Consider the following 22,354-nt stretch of genomic DNA (forward strand, 5'->3'; position numbering starts at 1 on the left):
ATGGCAGTACTAAGTGCAAAGAACCTTGCTAAAAGCTACAAAAAACGCAAGGTGGTAACTGATGTAAGCCTTGAAGTAGAGTCTGGTCAGATTGTCGGTCTATTGGGTCCTAACGGTGCGGGTAAAACCACATCGTTTTATATGATCGTTGGCTTGGTACCACGTGACGAAGGCACCATTACAATCGACAACCAAGACATCAGTATTCTGCCGATGCATAGCCGCTCTCGTATGGGTATCGGTTACCTGCCACAGGAAGCCTCCATCTTCCGTAAGCTGTCGGTTGAAGACAACATCATGGCGGTTCTGGAAACTCGTCAAGAGTTAACGCGAGAAGAGCGTCAAGATAAGCTGGAAGATTTGTTAGAAGAATTCCACATACAGCACATACGCACCAGTGCGGGTATGGCACTATCGGGTGGTGAGCGCCGCCGTGTAGAAATCGCGCGAGCACTAGCTGCTAACCCTCAGTTCATTTTGCTGGATGAACCATTTGCGGGTGTTGACCCTATTTCGGTTAACGACATCAAAAAAATCATCGAACACCTGCGCGATCGCGGTCTTGGTGTACTGATCACTGACCACAACGTTCGTGAAACCTTGGACGTATGTGAAAAAGCCTATATCGTAAGCCAAGGACATCTCATCGCATCGGGAACTCCGGATGAAGTTCTCAATAACGAGCAGGTGAAACAAGTTTATCTCGGCGAACAATTCCGTCTATGATTACATTAGGAACGGTAAGATTCTGAGCATTACAAGGTAAGTAACACTGAATGAAACCTTCATTACAACTCAAGCTAGGTCAACAGTTAGCCATGACGCCGCAGCTGCAACAAGCCATCCGTTTGTTGCAATTGTCGACGCTCGATCTTCAACAAGAAATTCAAGAAGCGCTGGATTCCAACCCGCTATTGGAAGTTGAAGAAGGTCACGATGAACCTCAAGTAAATGGTGAAGATAAGTCAGCATCCGAAGCCGCTGAAGCCAGTGCCAACGACACCTCAGAACCCGATCTTCCAGACAGTTCAGACGTAATTGAAAAATCTGAAATCAGTTCTGAACTAGAAATCGATACCACCTGGGATGACGTTTACAGCGCTAACACTGGCAGTACAGGTCTAGCGCTTGATGACGACATGCCGGTCTACCAAGGTGAAACCACTGAATCACTGCATGATTACCTCATGTGGCAATTAGATCTCACGCCTTTCAGTGAAACAGACCGCACCATCGCACTCGCGATCATCGATGCTGTCGATGATTATGGCTACCTCACTCTTTCTCCTGAAGAAATCCATGAGAGCTTCAATAATGAGGAAGTCGAGTTAGATGAAATCGAAGCAGTGCGTAAGCGTATTCAACAATTTGACCCGCTTGGTGTTGCATCCCGCAACCTACAAGAATGTTTACTGCTGCAATTAGCGACCTTCCCAGAAGATACGCCGTGGCTAGCAGAAGCGAAAATGGTATTGAGCGATCATATCGATCACCTTGGTAATCGCGACTACAAGCTAGTCATCAAAGAGACTAAGCTTAAAGAAGCTGACCTGCGTGAAGTCTTGAAGCTAATTCAACAACTTGATCCTCGCCCAGGCAGTCGCATCACACCGGATGACACTGAATACGTCATTCCAGATGTGTCCGTATTTAAAGATCATGGTAAGTGGACCGTATCCATTAACCCTGACAGCATTCCAAAACTAAAAGTAAATCAACAATATGCGCAGCTAGGCAAAGGCAACAGTGCGGATAGCCAGTACATTCGCAGCAATTTGCAAGAGGCAAAATGGCTGATTAAGAGCCTAGAAAGCAGAAACGAGACGCTTCTCAAAGTTGCAAGATGTATTGTTGAACATCAACAAGATTTCTTCGAGTATGGTGAAGAAGCCATGAAACCAATGGTACTAAACGATGTAGCATTGGCAGTGGACATGCATGAATCAACGATTTCTCGTGTGACAACACAGAAGTTCATGCACACACCACGTGGCATTTTTGAATTGAAGTACTTCTTCTCTAGCCATGTCAGTACAGACAATGGTGGAGAATGTTCGTCCACAGCAATTCGTGCTCTCATCAAGAAACTGGTCGCAGCGGAAAATACCGCTAAACCTTTAAGTGATAGCAAGATTGCTGCTCTTCTGGCTGACCAAGGGATTCAAGTCGCAAGACGAACGATTGCGAAATATCGCGAATCCTTGGGTATCGCCCCTTCAAGTCAGCGTAAACGCCTACTTTAAGGCACCAACTGAAAAGGAAAGTCTATGCAAATCAATATTCAAGGCCATCACGTTGATCTTACCGATTCAATGCAAGACTATGTTCAATCTAAGTTTCAGAAGCTCGAAAGGTTCTTCGACCACATTAACCAAGTTCACGTGGTACTAAAAGTTGAAAAACTTGACCAAATAGCGGAAGCTACACTCCACATAAATCAAGGCGAAATCCACGCGTCATCGAACGACGAAAATATGTATGCAGCAATTGACTCGCTGGTGGATAAATTAGTTCGTCAACTTAACAAGCACAAAGAAAAACTAAACAGTCATTAATCATGCAACTGAGCGAGATACTGTCACTGGACTGCACCAAAAGTGCAGTCCATTGTACAAGTAAGAAACGTGCCCTAGAGATGATCAGTCAAATTGTTGCTGAGAACACGGGTCAAGATTCTACGGAACTGTTTGAGTGTATGCTCAGCAGAGAAAAAATGGGTAGTACTGGTATCGGTAACGGTATTGCTATCCCCCACGCAAGAATGCAATCAAGCGACAAAGCCATCGCGGTGTTACTTCAATGTGACGAGGCGATTGAGTTTGATGCTATCGACAATCGACCTGTCGACCTTCTTTTTGCTCTCCTTGTTCCAGAAGAACAGTGCAAAGAGCACCTCAAAACATTATCCTCTATGGCAGAACGCCTAAGCGACAAGCAAGTACTTAAGAGCTTGCGTAACGCTCAGAGCGATGAAGAACTCTACGACATTATGATTCATCAGTAATCAGGACGATCACCATGCGATTAATCGTTGTTAGTGGGCACTCTGGTGCCGGGAAGAGTGTTGCTTTACGTGTGCTTGAGGACTTAGGCTACTATTGTGTAGACAACCTACCAGTTAACTTGCTTGATGCGTTTGTTCAATCGGTTTCCGATAGCAAACAGAACGTGGCAGTAAGTATCGATATTCGCAATATCCCTAAGAAACTCAAAGAACTGAACACCACACTTGAAAAGCTAAAAGCTGAACTGGATGTGACAGTACTTTTCTTAGACGCCAACAAAGAAACCCTACTCAAGCGCTACAGCGAAACTCGTCGAATTCACCCACTGTCACTTGGCAGCCAGTCGCTCTCTCTTGATCAAGCTATCGAACTTGAGCACGACATCCTAATGCCACTAAAAGCTCATGCAGACTTAGTGTTGAACAGTAGTGGTCAATCTCTTCATGACCTTAGCGAAACGGTACGCATGCGAGTTGAAGGCAGGGAACGCAAAGACTTGGTGATGGTGTTTGAATCATTTGGTTTCAAGTACGGCTTACCATCAGACGCGGATTACGTGTTCGATGTACGCTTCCTACCAAACCCACACTGGGAGCCAGCACTGCGCCCTCTCACTGGTTTAGACGCTCCAATCGGTGCGTTCTTAGAGCAGCATCAGTCTGTACTTGACCTGAAATACCAAATTGAGAGCTTCATTGAGACTTGGTTACCTCTACTAGAGAAAAACAACCGCAGCTACCTTACAGTTGCGATTGGTTGTACTGGTGGCAAGCACCGCTCGGTTTATCTCACTCAAAAAATCGGTGAGTTCTTTGCTGATAAAGGACACCAAGTACAAATTCGCCACACTTCATTGGAAAAGAACGTTAAGGAATAACGGTGGAAATAAGTCGTAAAGTACTGATCCAAAACCGCTTAGGGTTGCACGCTCGTGCTGCGGTTAAACTGGTAGAGCTGGCGCAAAGCTTCGATGCGGTGATCACCATCGACAACGAAGAAGACAAAACCGCGACCGCAGACAGCGTCATGGGGTTGTTGATGCTGGAGTCCGCCCAAGGACAATACGTGACTATCCACGCAACTGGCGACCAATCCGAGCAAGCTCTTGATGCTGTTTGCCATTTGATTGAAGATAAGTTTGATGAAGGCGAGTGATTCACTCGCTTTTTTATTATCTATAGCCAGATATCCCACATAACTTTCACCTCCTGCTTAAATTCCGATAAATAATTTTGTCGACTTTCATAAGTTGTTATTAAAAGGTGCCTAGAATTAAGTTATTATTCAAAGCATTGTAAATATCAGGAATTAGGAGGAATGAATGGCAGAGCAAATAGAATTCGACCAAGCTCACCAAGCCCTCCAAGAAGTCACTGAAGCACTGGAAAACGGTCGCTTCGTCCATGTTCGTCGCCAACTACAGGACATGGAACCTGAGGATATCGCCCACCTTTTAGAAGCTTCGCCGCGTAAAAGTCGTGAGGTTCTTTGGCAACTTACCGACCCAGAAGATTACGGTGAGATTCTTGACGAACTGAACGAAGACGTTAAAGACAGTCTTGTGTCCAAAATGGCTCCCGAAGCGCTTGCAGAAGCGACGGAAGGCATGGACACCGATGACGTGGCTTACGTCCTACGTAGCTTGCCTGACGACGTCTCACGCGAAGTTCTGTCTCAGATGGATTCAGCGGATCGCCTACGCGTCGAAACCGCCCTATCCTACCCTGAGGATACCGCGGGTGGACTGATGAACACCGACGTAATCACCATTCGTGGTGACGTTGATGTGGATGTAGTCCTGCGTTATTTGCGTATGAAAGGCGAACTGCCTGAAGCAACTGACGCACTATACGTGATTGATGATGACAGCAAACTGATTGGTGAACTACCGATCACCACGCTGATCACCACGCAACCTGATGTCAAAGTCAGTGAAGTGATGGAAGATGCGGATGATGCGATTACTGTTGATACTAGCGACTCTGACGTAGCAAGCCTGTTTGAACGTCGTAACTGGGTATCAGCTCCGGTTGTGGATGAAAACCAGCATCTTGTCGGTCGTATCACCATCGATGACGTAGTCGACGTTATCCGTGAAGACGCTGAACACTCAATGATGAGTATGGCGGGTATGGACGACGACGAAGATACCTTCGCGCCTGTGGTAAAGTCTGCTCGTAAACGTAGCATTTGGCTTGGTGCCAACGTACTTGCTGCACTAGCCGCTGCTTCTGTCTCCAACATGTTTGAAGCGACTCTAGACCAAATGGCTGCGATTGCTGTCCTAATGACCATCGTGCCTTCAATGGGTGGTGTAGCAGGTAACCAAACCGTTGCACTTGTAATCCGTGGCTTAGCTCTCGGTCATATCGGTGACTCGAACAAACGCGAACTCTTGATGAAAGAGGCGGCTATCGGCTTGCTAAACGGCATCATGTGGGCGCTGATCATCGGTGGTATTGTGGTTGCATGGAAAGGAAACTGGATGCTTGGTGGGATTATCTCGGCAGCCATGCTAACCAACCTGCTTGTGGCAGGTATTGCGGGCGTTACCATTCCAATCCTACTCAAGAAAATGAACATCGATCCAGCTCTCGCTGGTGGTATGGCTCTGACCACAGTAACGGACGTAATTGGTCTATCAGTCTTCCTCGGTCTCGCAACCTTAATGATTTAAGCTGTGTAGCGAACCGCCAATAACGAGCAATAAAAAAGCCTGATGAACACATCAGGCTTTTTCGTATCTAGCGGTTAGCAAGCTTATTCACCAGCAACCTTCATGGTATCCAACAAGATAGAACCAGTTTGGATTTGCGAGCGTGTTTCTACGTCGCTGCCCACAGCAACAATCTGGTTGAACATATCTTTCAAGTTACCCGCAATGGTAATTTCAGACACTGGGTATTGGATTTCACCGTTCTCAACCCAGAAACCCGCTGCGCCGCGAGAGTAATCGCCAGTTACAACGTTTACGCCTTGACCCATAGTTTCTGTTACCAGTAAACCTGTGCCCAGCTCTTTTAGCATTTGCTCGAAATTTTGACCTGTCGACTTCACATACCAGTTATGGATACCACCAGCGTGACCCGTTGGGTCCATCTTCATCTTGCGAGCGGCATAGCTAGTTAGCAAGTAGGTTGCTAAAACACCATCGGTGATGATTTCACGATCTTGCGTGTAGACACCTTCGCTATCGAATGGGCTTGAAGCTAACCCACGTAGTACGTGCGGACGCTCAGAAATGTTGAACCACTCCGGCAATACTTGCTTACCAAGGTGATCCAATAGGAAAGAAGATTTGCGGTACAGGTTACCACCGCTGATTGCCATCACTAGGTGACCAATCAAGCCTGTCGCTACGTCCGCAGCAAACATCACTGGGTATTTGCCCGTCTTAAGCTTTTGCGCGTCAAGGCGACTGATGGTTTTCTCTGCCGCTTTGCGACCAACCATTTCTGGTGACCAAAGATCGTCACGATGGCGCGCAACGGTATAGCTGTAATCGCGTTCCATCTCGCCGTTTTGACCCACGCCAATCACACAACAGCTAGTACTATGGCGGCTTGATGCGTAACTTGCTAACAAGCCATGGCTATTACCGTAAACCTTAACGCCGTAGTGACTATCGTAGCTTGCACCATCGCTTTGCTTAATAGCGTCGCTGTAGTTCAGCGCTTCTTTTTCAGCTGCGATAGCGACCTGCGCTGCGTAGTCTGGATCAGGAGCATCTGGGTGGAAAAGGTCTAAGTCTGGCACCTCTTTCACCATGTATTCTTTTGGAGCAGGACCTGCGAACGGGTCTTCTGATGTGTATTGAGCGATGTCTAGTGCTGCTAGAACGGTTTGCTCAATAGCAGCTTCGCTCAAGTCAGATGTGGAAGCACTGCCTTTACGTTGACCACGGTAGACAGTAATGCCTAGTGCGCCATCGCTGTTGAATTCAACGTTTTCCACGTCACCCATGCGAGTGGAAACACTCAAACCCGTACTCTTGGTGATTGCGACTTCAGCGGCATCAGACTTCGCCGCAGCGATTTCTAGTGCACGTGAAACGGCTTGTTCTAGCTCGGTACGTTGCTCAGCAACCTGCTGTTTAATATCCATTGTCTTTCACATCATGTATTCGATGCACAATAGAATAACAAGAATTTCGCTTTCTCCCCACGATTCTTGTTAAAATAGTCATAATATTAATCAAAACACAGGCAACTGAAATGGCACGTAAGAATCAAAAAGCGCCATGGGAACCAGAAGAAGAGATCATCTGGGTTAGTAAATCCGAGATGAAGCGAGACATGGAAGAGCTGCAAAAGCTTGGTGAAGAGCTAGTTGGTCTTAAGCCGGCGGTTCTAGAAAAGTTTCCATTGAGCGAAGAACTGCGCGAAGCGGTTGCTGATGCACAACGCTTTAAAAACGAAGCACGTCGTCGTCAGCTACAACGCATTGGTAAGCTAATGCGCTACGAAGATCCAGAACCAATTCAAGCGGCTCTGGATAAAATCCGCAACAAGCACTCACAAGCGACAGCTGCTCTGCACAAGCTAGAAGCGCTGCGTGACCGCGTTGTAGAAGAAGGCGATAAAGCGATTGATGACGTAATGGAACTGTACCCAGAAGCGGATCGTCAACGTCTACGCCAACTTGCTCGCCAAGCAGCAAAAGAGAAGAAAGCCGGTAAACCAGCAAAATCTTACCGTGAAATCTTCCAAATTCTGAAAGCATTTGAAGAAGAAATGTAATTCAACGCTTAAGAAAGTAAAAAGCAGACCTGTGAGTCTGCTTTTTTCATGCCTATTTTCAGGTATTACGCCAAGCGATTGAGGCTTTCACCACGCTCAAAGGCGTTAATATTCTCAATCAAGATCTCAGCCAAACGCTGAATCGATGAGTCACTGCCCCAAGCGACGTGTGGCGTTAACAATAGATTGGGTAAGTGCATATTGGCAACCAACGGATTACTCTCATCGGCGGGCTCTTGGGTAAAGACATCAAACCCTGCACCAGCAATCTCACCTTGTTTTAAGCTATCCACTAAGGCTTGCTCATCTACCAAGCCACCACGTCCGGTATTAATCAAAATTGATGTTGGCTTCATCTGCTTAAGTTCCGCTTCGCCAATCAAATTACGTGTTTCATCATTCAATGGACAATGCAGAGTGATGGCGTCCGCTTGATTTAGCATTTCAGTAAAAGAGACATAGCCTTCTCGGCACTCGGTTACGCCTTTGCGCTCCGCAAACACCACGTTCATACCTAACGCTTTCGCTAATTGTGCCGTCGCCAGACCTAATGCGCCGCTGCCAACCACCCCCAAAGTGCTACCTGCAACGTCCCCAATTGGATGCGTAAAGAAACAAAACTGTTTATTACGTTGCCACTCGCCTGCGGCAATGTCTTGATGATAACCAAACAAGTTGCGGCGCAAGGCAAAAAGCATCGCAATGACATGTTCAGGCACCGAGCGAGTCGCATAGCCACGCACGTTGGCGACCGCAACATTGTGCTCGGCGCAATAGTTGATATCGACGTTATTAAAGCCCGTTGCCGCGACGGCAATCATCTTGAGGTTAGGAAGTTGAATGAGAACAGATTGGTCGAGCACCACCTTGTTGCTGATCACGATATCCGCATTAGCGAGACGCTCAACAACTTGCTCAGAAGAAGTCAGATCGTATTCCCCCCAATCATGGGCAAAGCTTGGACGAGGTATTTGAATTTGAGTGGGGATGGTCGCGCGGTCGAGGAAGACCACTTTAGGCAGTGACATAACAACTCCTTGTTCACTGCCTAAAGATGAATTTATGGGCGAGGCAGTGTTTTGTAATCTGGTAATTTACGCGCTGGGTCGAAATAGTCAAAGATCATAGCTTCCGCTTCCGGGTAAAAATCACAAGGAACAAAGATGTTGCGCAGCCAATGGCATTTCGGATGGTAAAAGCTCAACTCAGCGGCATGCAGTTCTAGGCGCTCAGAGAAAGCTTTTGCTTCTTCAGTTGCGTAAAATTCATCCCCCACAATCGGGTGACCTAATGCTTGCATGTGGACACGCAATTGGTGTGAGCGACCAGTGATAGGCAGTAAACGTACAATCGTCGTCTTCGCTCCATCAGGGTGCTCTTCTCGCTTCGCCACTTGGAATAGCGTCTTAGAAGGTTTGCCATCTTCAAAACACACTTTCTGCAGTGGACGGTTAGGCCAATCGCAAATCAGCGGCAGGTCAATCTCACCTTCTTCTTGCTCTACGTGCCCCCAAACTCGTGCATAGTAGATCTTATGCGTCAATCGATATTGAAACTGCTTCTTTAAAGCACTTTCTGCATGTTTGTTCTTCGCCAGAACCATCAAACCGGAAGTCGACATATCCAAACGGTGTACCACTTGAATGTCTGGATACTGCTCAGTGAGGCGACTCCACATACTGTCATAGTGCTCAGCGAGACGGCCCGGCACAGAGAGCAGACCGGATGGCTTATTCACAGCCAATATTTGCTCATCTTCAAAAACGACATCAATCCAAGGATCGGTTGGTGGATTGTACTCAAGCATTGCCATGGGCAGGATCTCTACAGAATAAAAACGCGCTGATTATACCCAAGAGCCCTCAAGATGCATGCACAAAACACGTTTAATTTTATCGCGAACCAGAGTCGATATAACTTTTTGAAATAACAAAAATTAACAAGTCAAACCACCAATAAAAATAAATCCAAACCAAGTTGTAAATTTAAATTGACAACCATGCTGGGCATGTTACTTATAGTTTATCGTTGATGAACAAGGACAATAACAAATGGAATCGGCAGTACCAGATCAACCCCAATCCAAAATCTCCCAATTTGTACGCTCGTTGGGTCCCGGCATTCTCATGGCTTCTGCGGCGGTGGGTGGCTCTCACCTCGTTGCTTCAACAAAAGCTGGTGCCATTTATGGCTGGCAACTCGCCGTGCTTATCCTGCTAGTAAACCTTTTTAAATACCCATTTTTTCGAGCAGGCGTGCAATACACCATGGGCACAGGTAAAACCTTGGTTGAAGGCTACGCTAAGCTTGGTCGCCCCTACCTGTGGTTGTTCTTGCTTCTCAGCTCCGTTTCTGCGGTGATCAATACAGCAGCGCTTCTGATGTTCAGTGCGAGCTTGTTGGGCTACTTCATTCCATTTTCATTGTCGATGGCATCACTCAGTATCATTGTATTGGTCACGTGCTTGGTGATCCTATTTGCTGGTCATTACAAAGCGCTGGATACGCTCTCGAAAGTCATCATGACAGTACTGACCATTGCGACATTACTAGCAGTGGCGATTGCATTTGGTAATCCGGTAGAGCCCGTTGCGAACTTTGAATCCCCCTCTCCTTGGTCAATTGCAGCTATCGGCTTTATCGTTGTAACCATGGGCTGGATGCCAGCACCAATCGAGATCTCTTGTTTGACGTCTGCGTGGCTCAAACGCCAAACTAGCCAACAAGAAGTCACCGCAAAATCTGCGTTGTTTGATTTCAATGTCGGCTATATTGGTACTGCGGTATTGGCTTTGGTGTTTGTATCGCTAGGTGCGTTGATGCTACACGGCTCAGGCATCGAGCTTAAAAGCTCTGGCGTGGGCTTCTCCCACCAGCTAGTCGGCTTGTACGCTGCAACTATTGGTGAATGGTCACGCTACCTAATTGCGGTGATTGCGTTCTTCTGCATCTTCGGCAGTACAATTACGGTAATTGATGGCTACTCTCGTGTGATTTCAGACTCTCAACGTCTACTGCGCTCGCAACCAGAAACGAACCCAAAAGCCACGTCTGCGATCATGCTAACGGTATCGGTCTTAGCATTAGGTATTGTGGTGTTCTGGGCGTCAGCACTACTACCAATGCTGAACTTTGCCATGGTACTGGCGTTTATGACGACACCGTTCTTCGCGCTACTGAACTACATTCTGGTGAGCAAAACCGACTTGCCTAAGCCATTGGCATTGGGGCGTAAATTGAAGTGGTTGTCGATTGCTGGCTTGATTTACTTATTCGGCTTCTTAGCGCTGTTTATTTGGTGGAAGTGGCTAATGTAATTGGCTACGAGCGATTAACTGAACCGCTGAGATAAACCAAGCTCAGATAAAGAAAAAGGTCTTCAATTGAAGACCTTTTTTTCGTGTGTTTGAACGCTGATTAGTTGTGGCTGACCACAATCAGACGTAGCGAATCTAGCTGAACCTGAGCTTGGTTGATGTAACCTGTTAGCTCTTTGATTTGTTCTTCAATCGATTCAATTTCTTCATCACGGATATTCGGGTTAACCGCTTTCAGTGCTTGTAGACGCTCAAGCTCGGCATTCAAGCTTTGTTGCATGTCTTGATGCGCTTGTTTGCGAACGTCTTCCACTTTCTGCTCAACCAATGCGTCACCCGCTTCGATTAGGCTGTGAATGTCTTTCTGTACTGATGTCACTAGCTTGCTGCCTAGGTGACGGTTTACAGGGCTAAGCTGACGGTTGAAGCCTTCAAACTCAACCTGAGAAGACAGATCGTTACCACGAGCATCCATCATCATGCGAATTGGTGTCTTCGGTAAGAAACGAGTAATACCGCTGCGTTTTGGTGCTTGTGCATCCACCGCGTATACCAATTCAAGTAGGATAGTGCCCACTGGTAGCGCTTTGTTCTTCAGCAGAGAAACCGCAGAGGTACCCACACCTTCGCTCATCAGCAGATCAATACCACCTTGAATCATTGGGTGTTCCCAACTGATAAAGTGCATGTCTTCGCGAGATAGCGCTGTATCACGATCAAATGTGATAGTCGCACCTTCGTATGGCAAACCTGGGTAGCTTGGCACCATCATGTGCTCAGATGGCGTTACCACAAGTGCATTTTCGCCTTTGTCGTCTTGGTTCAAACCAATGGTGTCGAACAGAGACAACGCGAATGTAACTAGGTTTGTGTCACCATCTGTCGATGAGATTTTCTCAACGATCTGCTGCGCTTTCTCGCCGCCGTTTGAATGCATCTCTAGCAGACGGTCACGACCTTGCTCAAGTTGTGATTTCAGCTCTTTGTTCATCTTCGCTGATTCTTCAATCACTTCATCAAGGTTTGAAACATCACCAGACGCCAGCATTTCAATCAGCGCATCAGAGTACTTATCGTAAACCGCGCGACCTGTTGGACAGGTTTCAGCAAACGCGTTCAGACCTTCATCGAACCAACGAGCAAGAATCGCTTGTGACGTATCTTTTAGGTAAGGCACGTGGATATCGATATCACGCTTCTGACCGATACGGTCCAGACGACCAATACGCTGCTCTAGCAAGTCTGGGTTGAACGGTAAATCGAACATCACAAGCTGGTTAGCAAACTGGAAGTTACGACCTTCTGAGCCGATTTCACTACAGATAAGAACCTGCGCGCCGCCCTCTTCTTGCGCAAAGTAAGCAGCCGCTTTGTCACGCTCAAGAATCGACATGCCTTCATGGAATACAGTTGCACGAATACCTTCACGCTCACGCAGTGCCTGCTCAAGTTGCAGCGCAGTACTTGCACGAGAGGCAATAACCAATACTTTGTCGCTGCGTTTCTCTTTTACTTTCTCAAGTAGCCAGTTCACACGTGAGTCGAACTGCCACCAGCTTGAATCTTCACCTTCAAATTCTTGGAAGATTTCTTCTGGATAAAGGTTCTTCACCGCGCGCGCTTCTGGTGTCATCTTGCCGCCGATCATGCCTGATACACGCATTGACGTGGTGTACTGCTGCGGAATGTCCATTGGCATTAGATGCACGTTGCGCTTCGGGAAGCCTTTGATTGCTGCGCGCGTGTTACGGAACAGAACGCGACCAGTACCGTGACGGTCCATTAGGTTGTCGATCAGTTCTTGGCGCGCTGATGCTTTCGCTTCTTCATCGCTGTCACTTTCGATAATGCGGAATAGCGGCTCAACGTCTTGTTCAGAAAGCAGTTCCGTAATTTGGTTTTTCGCTTCGTCAGGCAGTTTCTCACCAGAGAACAGCGAAGTGATAGCATCCGCCACTGGTGCGTATTGCTCTTCTTCTTCAACAAATGCGTCGTAATCGTAGAAACGATCTGGATCTAGAAGACGTAGACGAGCGAAGTGACTCTCACGACCTAGCTGCTCTGGTGTTGCCGTTAGCAGTAGCACACCCGCAGTGCGTTCTGCCAAGCCTTCTACCACTTGGTATTCACGGCTTGGTTTGTCTTGGCTCCATTCTAAGTGGTGCGCTTCATCGACAACCAATAGATCCCACTCGCCTTCTAGCGCTTGCTCGAAACGCTTTCGGCTCTTACGTAGGAAATCCAGTGAACACAGCACGTATTGCTGCGTATCAAATGGGTTTTCCGCTTCTGCGAATGCTTCAATACAACGCTCTTCATCGAAGATAGAGAAGTGCAGGTTGAAACGACGCATCATCTCAACGAGCCACTGGTGTTGCAGTGTCTCAGGCACCACGATAAGGATACGTTCAGCACGACCTGACAGCACTTGCTGGTGGATGATCATGCCCGCTTCGATGGTTTTACCCAGACCAACTTCATCCGCTAGCAATACGCGAGGCGCGTGACGACGACCGACTTCGTGCGCGATGTAAAGCTGGTGAGGGATCAAGCCTGCACGCATGCCACACAGACCACGCATTGGGCTCTTGTGTTGCTCAAATTGGTTTTGTAGCGCACGGTAGCGAAGTACGAAGTTGTCCATGCGGTCGATTTGACCTGCGTACAACTTGTCTTGCGGCTTGTTAAAACGAATGTGGTTGCTTAGGAAGATTTCACGCAACACGATCGCCGTTTCTTGCGTGTCTTCACGAGTACCGAAATAGGTGTATAGACCTTCATCTTCCAGTACTTCTTCAACTTTTAATGACCAACCTTCTTGGCAATCGATGACATCACCGACGTTGAACGTTACTCGGGTAACTGGTGCATCGTTACGTGCGTAAACTCGGTTTTCCTCTGATGCTGCAAACATCAATGTCACAGTACGAGCATCCATTGCTACTACGGTACCTAAACCTAAATCGCTTTCCGTATCGCTAATCCAGCGCTGCCCCAAAGCAAATGTCATGAATTGACTACCTCGTTGTTGTTTCTTGTTGGTCTCTACCCATCCCGATGGGCATGGATAATAGTTTAGATCTGATTCTGGCTTCTGCTATGCCAATCGTGCTTGTCATGCCACTTTGTGCTGTGCATTTTTAAGCCAGCTGAACATGATAAATCGGGCGTAGCCTATACGCAGAAAAAGGTCGCTAATCTTACTTGAAGCTGTGATTTAGGTCACGCCGAAACCGCCCAGAGGGGCAACTTTTTTTCCTGAATTAGGAATGCAATCAAATTGTAAAAAACTCATGACAATTATTAAGTTGTAAGAAGTAAATTTTACGTATACTTCTAATGAGGGGCGCTTAGAGTCATCAAGCATGATTTGAGCGCATTAAGTACACGATTAGGATCAACACGGGTTTGCAGTAAGTTGTCTTGCTACTCGGTTGCGCACTAACCGACATTGCCCGACAACCTCTATTGCAAGCAATCAGAGTTAGGAAGACTGTTCCTTCTTAGCTACTAGCCAGCAAAGCCGCGCTGCGGCAAGGAGACGCTATGGGCGATACCGATCGGAAACTGTTTGTACTCGATACCAACATTCTTCTTCATGAACCCTTCGCCATCTTCTCTTTCCAAGAACACGATGTCGTCATCCCAATGACCGTGTTGGAAGAACTCGACCGAATCAAAGACAGTAAACGTGATGTAGCAAGGGATGCACGCGTTGCGATTCGCGCTTTGGAAGATCTGTTTAAAGACGCAACACCCGATGAAATCTCAGAAGGTATTCCAGTTTCTAAAGATAACCCAAGCCAAGGCACCATCTCTATTTTGGCGGACTTCGAATTGCAGGAAACCGTCAAAGCCTTCGCCGACAAAGCCGGTGACAACCGCATACTCAATGCGGTGCTTTATCTGCAAAACAAACGCGCACCACGTGAAGTCGTGCTCGTAACCAAAGACATCAACATGCGTTTGCGAGCCAAAGGCGCTGGCGTACGTTTCGTTGAAGACTATCGTACGGATCAACTGATTGATGATATCCAATATCTCACCAAAGGCTTCCAACAACGTGAAGGTGATTTTTGGAGTGATGTGGATGAAGTTGAGAGTTACGCGCTGGGTGGAAAAACGTTCCATAAACTCAACCGCGAACCGTTCGAGCCGACCTTTATCAACCAATACGTGATTGATGAAGAGAGTGATTTTGTAGGTCGAGTAGAAACCATTAATGAGGATAAGGTTACGCTGCTCGACCTGAGTCGTGAGCGCATGATGCATCGTCGCGCTTGGGACATTACACCGAAAAATATCTATCAAGGTATGGCGATGGATGCCTTGCTTGATCCTGATATTGATTTGGTGATTCTGACCGGCGCTGCCGGTAGTGGTAAAACGCTCCTTGCAATGGCAGCAGCACTAGAGCAAACCATTGAAAAAGGCATGTTCGATAAGATTATCGTAACGCGGAACACGCCAGATATTGGTGAGTCGATTGGTTTCTTACCGGGCTCGGAAGAAGAGAAAATGATGCCGTGGTTAGCCGCAGTGACCGATACCTTGGAAGCACTGCACAAGAACGACCATTGCACCGAAGGTTCGATGAAGTACATCTGCGATAAAGCCAACATTCAGTTTAAATCGATTAACTTTATGCGTGGTCGCTCTATCCAGAATGCGTTTGTCTTGCTCGATGAGTGTCAGAACTTAACCGCTTCACAAATCAAAACCATCATCACCCGTTGTGGTGAAGGCACTAAGATTGTGTGCTCGGGTAACTTGGCACAGATTGACTCCCACTACCTAACCCCAGTGACGTCTGGTTTGACGTATATGGTTGAGCGCTTCAAGAACTTTGAAGGCAGCGCCAATATTCACCTCAATGGTGTGGTGCGCAGTCGCTTGGCAGAGTTTGCGGAAGAGAATCTATAGCGAATCATCTCCCCCTAAAACAAAAGAGCGCTCAATGGGCGCTCTTTTATTCTTTAATAGCTTAACGTTTGATGCTCTAGGCTAAAAGTCGAGACTCCCTATCATCGCTCCTTCGTCGCGGTAAGGAATGACGATCTTTAACGTCATAGCTAATTGGTAGTTAATGCTTACTCAGTACCACCCACGGTGATTGAATCGAGCTTCAATGTTGGTTGACCAACGCCAACTGGTACGCTTTGACCCGCCTTACCACATACGCCAACGCCTCTGTCGATGCTTAGGTCGTTACCCACCATAGAAACTTGTTGCATTGCTTCGATGCCTGAGCCTATCAACGTTGCGCCTTTCACTGGGCGAGTGATTTTGCCATCTTCAATCAAGTACGCTTCCGATGCAGAGAACACGAACTTACCAGAAGTGATGTCCACCTGACCGCCCCCGAAGTTTGGTGCGTACAGACCTTTCTTCACTGTAGAGATGATCTCTTCTGGCGTGTGCTCCCCCGGCAGCATGTAAGTGTTGGTCATACGTGGCATTGGTAGATGCGCGTAAGACTCACGACGACCGTTACCTGTAGGATTCACACCCATTAGGCGTGCGTTCAACTTATCTTGCATGTAGCCCTTAAGCACACCATTTTCGATAAGTGTGTTGTATTGACCGTTCACACCTTCATCATCCACGTTCAATGAACCGCGCAGATCTTTTAGCGTGCCATCATCCACGATCGTACAAAGCGGAGATGTCACTTGCTCACCCATCTTGCCCGAGAACACTGACGACTCTTTGCGGTTGAAATCACCTTCTAAACCGTGACCTACCGCTTCGTGCAGCAATACGCCCGGCCAGCCAGAACCAAGTACCACAGGCATCATGCCTGCAGGTGCTGCTTCTGCTTCTAAGTTCACTAGCGCCATACGAATCGCTTCATCTGCGAATTGGAAGGCTTGTTTCACGCCGTTCGTTTCAGATAGGAAGAAGTCGTAACCGAAACGACCACCACCACCAGCGCTACCGCGTTCACGGCGATCGCCTTTTTCAGCAAGAACACTGATTGATAGACGAACAAGCGGGCGAATATCGCCAGCGTAAGTACCGTCGGTTGCTGCAACTAGCATTTGCTCGTGCACACCGCTGATGCTTATCGACACTTCTTTGATGAGTGGCTCTTTGGTACGAATGTACGCATCCAGAGACAATAACAGTTCAGTTTTTTGTTGCTTTTCCCAGCTTGCTAGTGGGTTTACCGCATCGTAGTAAGCTTGGTTATCAGAACGCTTGAATGCGTGCACTTTGCCGTTTTGACCTTGCTGCGCAATACCACGCGCCGCAATCGCACTTTGCTTCAAACCTTCTAGTTGAATTTGGTCTGAGTAGGCGAAACCGGTTTTCTCGCCTGTGACTGCTCGTACTCCGACACCACAGTCAATATTGAAAGAGCCATCTTTAATGATACTGTCTTCTAGAACCAGAGACTCATGCCAGCTGGACTGAAAGTAAATGTCCGCATAATCGATCTGGCGCGTCGCAATGCTCGCTAGTGTGTCAGCGATGTCTTGCTCTGTCAGACCGTTTGGGGCAAGGAGTGCCTGTTCTATTTGGTTTATGCTCATAGTTAGCTCTTTTATTTCCGTTTCAATTCATTTTGAAAGCGACTGTGTTGAGTCAGCGGCATATTCTGCCTTACTTGCTGGTTGTGTGACAAATCTATCTCTGCCACCAGCAATCCTACTTGGTCATTCAATTGTTGGTGAACGCGCCCCCAAGGGTCAATCACCATGGAGTGCCCCCAGGTTTGACGACCACATGGATGCGTCCCCGTTTGCCCGCAGGCAAGAATCCAGCACTGGGTTTCAATCGCACGCGCTCTTAGCAGTACTTCCCAATGCGCCTCTCCCGTGACGGCGGTAAAGGCAGCGGGCACAACGATAACTTGTGCTCCTGCTAAGCGTAGTGCTTTAAACAGTTCAGGAAAGCGTACGTCGTAGCAAATACTTAAGCCTACCGTACCAATATTGGTCTCTGCCGTCACGATGCGATTACCTGCATTAAAGGTATCCGACTCACGATAACTGCCATGCCCATCGGCTACATCCACGTCAAACATATGCAGCTTATCGTAATGAGCAATACGCTCACCTTGCGGTGAGAAAACTAATGTCGTGGTAGTCACGCCTTGTTCAGTGCGAATCGGCATGCTGCCGACTATTAGCGTTAATTGATTGCGTTGTGCGATCTCAGACAAACACTGCTGGATAGGACCGTCACCCAAAGTTTCTGCTTTCTGGTGATACGCCTCTCGATTGGCAAACTGCGTAGCGTTTTCTGGTGTCACAACCAGCTTCACACCTTGCTCAGCAGCCAATGCACATTGCTTGGCAATGAAGTCCAGATTCTCCTCGATATCTGGACCTGATGTCATTTGAATGATGCCAACACGTTCCATGTATTCAATTCCTTGTTCGTCAGAAGACTAACCGCGCAATTACTTCGCTTGCTCACGCAGTTTTTCTGGCAACTTGTATTCACCTTTGCTTCGTGAAATCTCTTTTACAGTAGGTGAATCCAGAGGACCTTTCACTTCGTAGTTTACTTGCGTGAAGACTTCCACTACTGGAGAAATAACCGTCGAAATCGCCAGTACGTACAACGCCGTTTGAGGCGCTACAGCAAAGGCAGTCAGCATAGGCAAACCTGAAGTAATGTCCGGAGTAAAGTTCACTTCCGCATCCACCAAGCGGGTGTTCATATCGGCGATGCCACGAATCTTCATTTCACCGGCCAGTGCATCCATCACAATATCGTTGGTGATAAATACACCATCTTGGATTTGGCCTGTACCCGTAATTGAGTTGAATGCCATCCCTTTGTCGAACACGTCAGTAAAGTCGAGCTGCATCTTACGAATGATCGAATCAAGACTAAACAGACCGAGCAATCGCGCCGCGCCACTCACTTCGGTGATCACGCCTTTACCAAATTCGGTAGAGACGTCACCTTGCAAACTTTGAGTCTTCATCGACCACGGCGCGCCATCCCAGTCTAGGTTGGCATTGATTTCAAACGGCGCTTGTTGGATGCCAGAGGTTATCCCAAAGCGCTCCATCAAATCACTGTTATTATCACCCTTAACTTTCATGGATAGGTTTGAATGACTTCGCTCTTTGGTTAGCTCCCACCAACCGCTCATATCAATACGGTTTTGACCACTACTGAAAGTTACGTTCTTCCATTCAAGTCGATTATTGCCACGCTCGACATCCACGTTTACCTTGCCGACCTTGTAACCTTGCAACCAGAAATCATCAATGTTCAAAGTTAAGTTTGGCATTTCTGCATGGAACTTGCGGTCAAAGTTTGAGATTAGTGGTGCGCTCTGATCTTCACTAGCGAACAGAGAACTGCGCTCTTTCGTCATCTCATCAAAACCTGGAATATACAGGTGTAAATGCTCCAATGAGACGGACAAATCATACGGTTTGAGGTAATTGGCTTTGCCTTTCACTTCTTGACTATCAACATCGAGCTGCCAGCTTAGATTCTTCTTACGTGCATTCAAATCCACATCGTGAAACTCGATACCACCAAGCTCCAAATTCTTCACATCCATGCTAATACGCGTTGGAAGTGGAACAGTCGGTGTTTTCATGCTCGACAAAACAGACTGTGTGGTACTTTGTGGAACGTGCATTAAATCCGCCCACTTATCGAGGCTCAAATCATCCAAACGAATTGAGGCGTCGTGTCCTACCACAGGGCTGATTTTGAAACCGCCGTTCCCCACAACGAGATTTGTTGCGGTCAATACTGGGACATCGCCTGAAATGTCGATTTCCGTTTGGTACTTCGCATTTGGGATCTGCAAACGAGCCGAAACACTTTCTTGGTTTCCAGAAGCTTGGAGCTTCGCTTGCCCTTTTTCGCCCCGTTTTTTCCCAAGCGGGTACGGATATTCACTTGCTAACTGACTAAGCTGAGCAAGCACATCCACTTGATAGGTAAAACCCACATCGTTGAGTTGTAGATCGATGTCCATTTGCCATGGTGCATGACCTGAAACAAGGCTTAACCAACGCTCGCCAAGGTAAGGTTTGAGTGGGTCTACCTCCCAATCACCAAGGGTATTGATGGTCACATTGTAGCCTTGCTCGGCGTTCTCACCACGAAAGTCCAGTGAGATTGGCTGCTTCAATAATTCAGCAGATAGACCAGAAGTAGTCACTACATCGTTATCGAACTTGATACGGCCAGTCGCGTTCTCTAACGTCATCGGCGGCGCATCAATATCTACGCGGTTGTTCTTAAGATCCGCATAACCCCATGCGCGAGCATCTTTCTCGGTATCAAATGGGATATTGAGTTGGAATTCTGAATAAACAGGACCACTAACTTGCAGTGCGGTCAACGCAGCCCCCACGGAGTCAACCAGTGGCGTTGCCATCATGTAGTCACGAACTTCATTACCCGGTGCGCTTGCTTTCGCTTCGATCTCGATATGGCCACCTTCTGCAAGCTCAGGAATACGACCTGTGATTCGCTTCGCTTTCACACCATTTAACGTGGCAGACTTCGAATCCAAGTACATGGCATCGTTTTCAAACAACAAATCGAGTTGTAAATCTGTGATAGTTGGCCAAGCAGTATCAAAGCTGAACTTCGCATTCTTCAATCCCACCCATGCTTGGAATATGCCGTTATGCTCTTTATATGGGAAGTCACCTAGCTCGCCATACCAAAGCAGCTTCGCAGTATTGACCTTACCCCCCTGAATCGCAGTAGATAGGTAGTCTGTCAAATCTTGCCCAAGTGCTAGAGTTGGAAGGTAACGCCACGTTTCACCAGCGTTGTAGAGATCAGCTTCTGCATAAAACGACAGAAATGGGCTTTGCTCTTTCGGGAAATCGAGACGGAACGCACCCAGCACTTGCAGATCGGGTGTCGCCGCAGTCACTTTATCAGACCACAAACGCCAACCATCTTCATCTTGCTGCCAAACGATGTCGACTTCACCCTGCTTGATGTTTAAAGGCGCTTGGAATACGTCCCCATATGGGAAGACATCATCGATAACCGTCACTTTCGCTTTTGCTTGTTCTAGGTTACCCGATACTTTGCCTTGCACATGACTAAAGCCAGGCAGCAGCTCCCACTGCGTTAAACCCAATTCATCCAGTTCGGCTGAGTAACGTAGCGTATCTAAACCACCATTCATCGACAGGCGAATGTCTTCCACTCGTCCTTTCGGCGCTAGTTTATCTAGCAAATCCGTAGTGGATTCTGATTTAGGTGCTAACTTAACGAGCGGGGTTAACGCTTCAATGTCTAATTGGGATAAGTTGAGTAGCCAGCCATCTGGTTGCCAATCAAAGGCAACATCCAGCTCAGGCCATGGTCGGTCATCGGTGCGGATTTGCAGTGAGTGACCATTTACTTTCCAGCCTTCTTTATCTGGTGAAAGCTTGAAAATACCAGACTCCAGCAGCAGTTCATGACGCCCTTTCTCATTCCACACTAACTCAGAGGGTTGCAGATCGACATAAGCGTAACTTGGTTGGCTGTGTTGCAACGTCAACCAAGTGTTGAGACTCACTTTGCCTGACTCAACGCCAGACTCATCTTGCATGTAAGTGGTTAGCCAAGGCGTCACGGACACATCTTTTGCACTTACGTAAAATTCACCTGAGATATCACGCAGCGAACCATAATCTTTGAAGTTAGCACGCACTAACAATGAGTTGAGACTTGCGTCCGCAATGCTCACTGTACCTTCCGCTAAGTGATGCTTACCTTGGTTGCTCCAACGTAATTGCTCGATGTCCAAGCGGCGTGTTTCACCAGACACTGACTTGTACCAAATACGTGAGTCGGTAATCGTGAAATCTTCAAACTGACGCAGTAACAAGGAGTCCAACTGATCAATCAGCTTTGATTCACTTTGGCTGACATTCGCTGCTGGGTCGTTACTTTCTGATTTAGACAACAAATCAACGGTACGAATATCTAACGCCAAGTCATCAATGGTGAGATCCGCGACCACAGGCTTAAACTTTAGGAGAGATTGAATCAAGTCGAATTCAATATGAATTTCATCCACGGCAAAGCGCGCGTCTTGGTTATTCGGCAGATTCGCTTCTAGGCCTTGCAGTGCGATAGAGGGATGGCTATTACGCCAAGAGCCAGCAACGCTGGCAATAGAAAAGTCAAAACCTGTGCCTTGCTTGACCCAGGTTTTGATCTCATCTTGGAAGTGGTTAAGTTGTGGCAATGCTACGCGTAGTGTGGTTACTAAGATGGCTAAAAGCACCAATAACGTCACTAAAGTCCACGCGCAGAAACGCCCGAAACGGTTAAAACCAGAATTCACAAATTT

Annotated in this window: 17 protein-coding genes; 10 read left to right on the forward strand and 7 right to left on the reverse strand. The window is 47.4% G+C overall.

The annotated features are described in order from the left end of the window. From lptB to mgtE, 7 genes are all read left to right on the forward strand, one after another. Positions 1–726 carry an LPS export ABC transporter ATP-binding protein gene (gene lptB / locus J4N44_RS14755; protein ID WP_005444387.1) on the forward strand — a complete coding sequence of 242 codons (726 nt, stop codon included), beginning with the start codon at positions 1–3 and terminating at the stop codon, positions 724–726. Between the two features lie 50 nt (positions 727–776). After that, positions 777–2,243, forward strand: coding sequence for an RNA polymerase factor sigma-54 (locus tag J4N44_RS14760; protein WP_005444386.1), 1,467 nt, complete (start codon positions 777–779; stop codon positions 2,241–2,243). A gap of 24 nt (positions 2,244–2,267) precedes the next feature. Continuing rightward, positions 2,268–2,555: a ribosome hibernation promoting factor gene (gene hpf / locus J4N44_RS14765; RefSeq protein WP_005444384.1), complete on the forward strand. Its 288-nt coding sequence runs from the start codon at positions 2,268–2,270 to the stop codon at positions 2,553–2,555. A 2-nt stretch (positions 2,556–2,557) separates the two neighbouring features. Further along, positions 2,558–3,004 carry a PTS IIA-like nitrogen regulatory protein PtsN gene (ptsN, locus tag J4N44_RS14770; RefSeq protein WP_005444382.1) on the forward strand — a complete coding sequence of 149 codons (447 nt, stop codon included), beginning with the start codon at positions 2,558–2,560 and terminating at the stop codon, positions 3,002–3,004. 14 nt (positions 3,005–3,018) lie between these two features. Then, the gene (gene rapZ / locus J4N44_RS14775) at positions 3,019–3,882 is read left to right on the forward strand and encodes an RNase adapter RapZ (protein ID WP_005444380.1); all 864 of its coding nucleotides are present in this window, start codon (positions 3,019–3,021) and stop codon (positions 3,880–3,882) included. A 2-nt stretch (positions 3,883–3,884) separates the two neighbouring features. After that, positions 3,885–4,160 carry an HPr family phosphocarrier protein gene (locus J4N44_RS14780; protein ID WP_005442213.1) on the forward strand — a complete coding sequence of 92 codons (276 nt, stop codon included), beginning with the start codon at positions 3,885–3,887 and terminating at the stop codon, positions 4,158–4,160. A 166-nt stretch (positions 4,161–4,326) separates the two neighbouring features. After that, positions 4,327–5,682 (forward strand): magnesium transporter, encoded by a 1,356-nt coding sequence (gene mgtE / locus J4N44_RS14785; RefSeq protein WP_005444378.1) that lies wholly within the window; start codon positions 4,327–4,329, stop codon positions 5,680–5,682. Positions 5,683–5,765: 83 nt separating this feature from the next. Here the strand turns inward: mgtE and pmbA are convergent, their stop codons facing one another. Next, positions 5,766–7,109, reverse strand: a complete 1,344-nt coding sequence (pmbA, locus tag J4N44_RS14790; RefSeq protein ID WP_005444376.1) for a metalloprotease PmbA — start codon at positions 7,107–7,109, stop codon at positions 5,766–5,768. Between the two features lie 110 nt (positions 7,110–7,219). On the opposite strand from pmbA, the gene yjgA reads away from it, so the two are divergent. Then, positions 7,220–7,744: a ribosome biogenesis factor YjgA gene (yjgA, locus tag J4N44_RS14795; RefSeq protein ID WP_005444375.1), complete on the forward strand. Its 525-nt coding sequence runs from the start codon at positions 7,220–7,222 to the stop codon at positions 7,742–7,744. 65 nt (positions 7,745–7,809) lie between these two features. Here the strand turns inward: yjgA and J4N44_RS14800 are convergent, their stop codons facing one another. Together J4N44_RS14800 and rluA are read right to left on the reverse strand one after the other, a co-directional pair. Beyond that, positions 7,810–8,772, reverse strand: coding sequence for a D-2-hydroxyacid dehydrogenase (locus tag J4N44_RS14800; RefSeq protein ID WP_252044596.1), 963 nt, complete (start codon positions 8,770–8,772; stop codon positions 7,810–7,812). Between the two features lie 32 nt (positions 8,773–8,804). Next, positions 8,805–9,557 carry a bifunctional tRNA pseudouridine(32) synthase/23S rRNA pseudouridine(746) synthase RluA gene (gene rluA / locus J4N44_RS14805; RefSeq protein WP_050924442.1) on the reverse strand — a complete coding sequence of 251 codons (753 nt, stop codon included), beginning with the start codon at positions 9,555–9,557 and terminating at the stop codon, positions 8,805–8,807. A 238-nt stretch (positions 9,558–9,795) separates the two neighbouring features. On the opposite strand from rluA, the gene J4N44_RS14810 reads away from it, so the two are divergent. Continuing rightward, positions 9,796–11,061, forward strand: a complete 1,266-nt coding sequence (locus J4N44_RS14810; protein ID WP_252044597.1) for an NRAMP family divalent metal transporter — start codon at positions 9,796–9,798, stop codon at positions 11,059–11,061. 100 nt (positions 11,062–11,161) lie between these two features. Here J4N44_RS14810 and rapA read toward each other — a convergent pair whose 3' ends face one another. Beyond that, on the reverse strand, positions 11,162–14,071 hold the full coding sequence (gene rapA, locus J4N44_RS14815) for an RNA polymerase-associated protein RapA (RefSeq protein ID WP_085319115.1): 2,910 nt from the start codon (positions 14,069–14,071) through the stop codon (positions 11,162–11,164). A gap of 536 nt (positions 14,072–14,607) precedes the next feature. Here rapA and J4N44_RS14820 point away from each other — a divergent pair. After that, a complete protein-coding gene (locus tag J4N44_RS14820) occupies positions 14,608–15,984 on the forward strand; it encodes a PhoH family protein (protein WP_005444370.1) in 1,377 nt (458 codons plus the stop codon). A gap of 167 nt (positions 15,985–16,151) precedes the next feature. Here the strand turns inward: J4N44_RS14820 and tldD are convergent, their stop codons facing one another. The 3 genes from tldD to J4N44_RS14835 are packed head-to-tail and all read right to left on the reverse strand — an operon-like array spanning position 16,152 to position 22,348. Continuing rightward, positions 16,152–17,597: a metalloprotease TldD gene (tldD, locus tag J4N44_RS14825; RefSeq protein ID WP_005444369.1), complete on the reverse strand. Its 1,446-nt coding sequence runs from the start codon at positions 17,595–17,597 to the stop codon at positions 16,152–16,154. Positions 17,598–17,608: 11 nt separating this feature from the next. Beyond that, the gene (locus J4N44_RS14830; protein WP_074050843.1) at positions 17,609–18,430 is read right to left on the reverse strand and encodes a carbon-nitrogen hydrolase family protein; all 822 of its coding nucleotides are present in this window, start codon (positions 18,428–18,430) and stop codon (positions 17,609–17,611) included. A gap of 39 nt (positions 18,431–18,469) precedes the next feature. Next, positions 18,470–22,348 carry a YhdP family protein gene (locus tag J4N44_RS14835; RefSeq protein ID WP_252044598.1) on the reverse strand — a complete coding sequence of 1,293 codons (3,879 nt, stop codon included), beginning with the start codon at positions 22,346–22,348 and terminating at the stop codon, positions 18,470–18,472. Positions 22,349–22,354 lie beyond the last annotated feature (6 nt).

The organism is Vibrio sp. SCSIO 43155, assembly GCF_023716605.1.
Taxonomy (GTDB): Bacteria; Pseudomonadota; Gammaproteobacteria; order Enterobacterales; family Vibrionaceae; genus Vibrio; species Vibrio harveyi.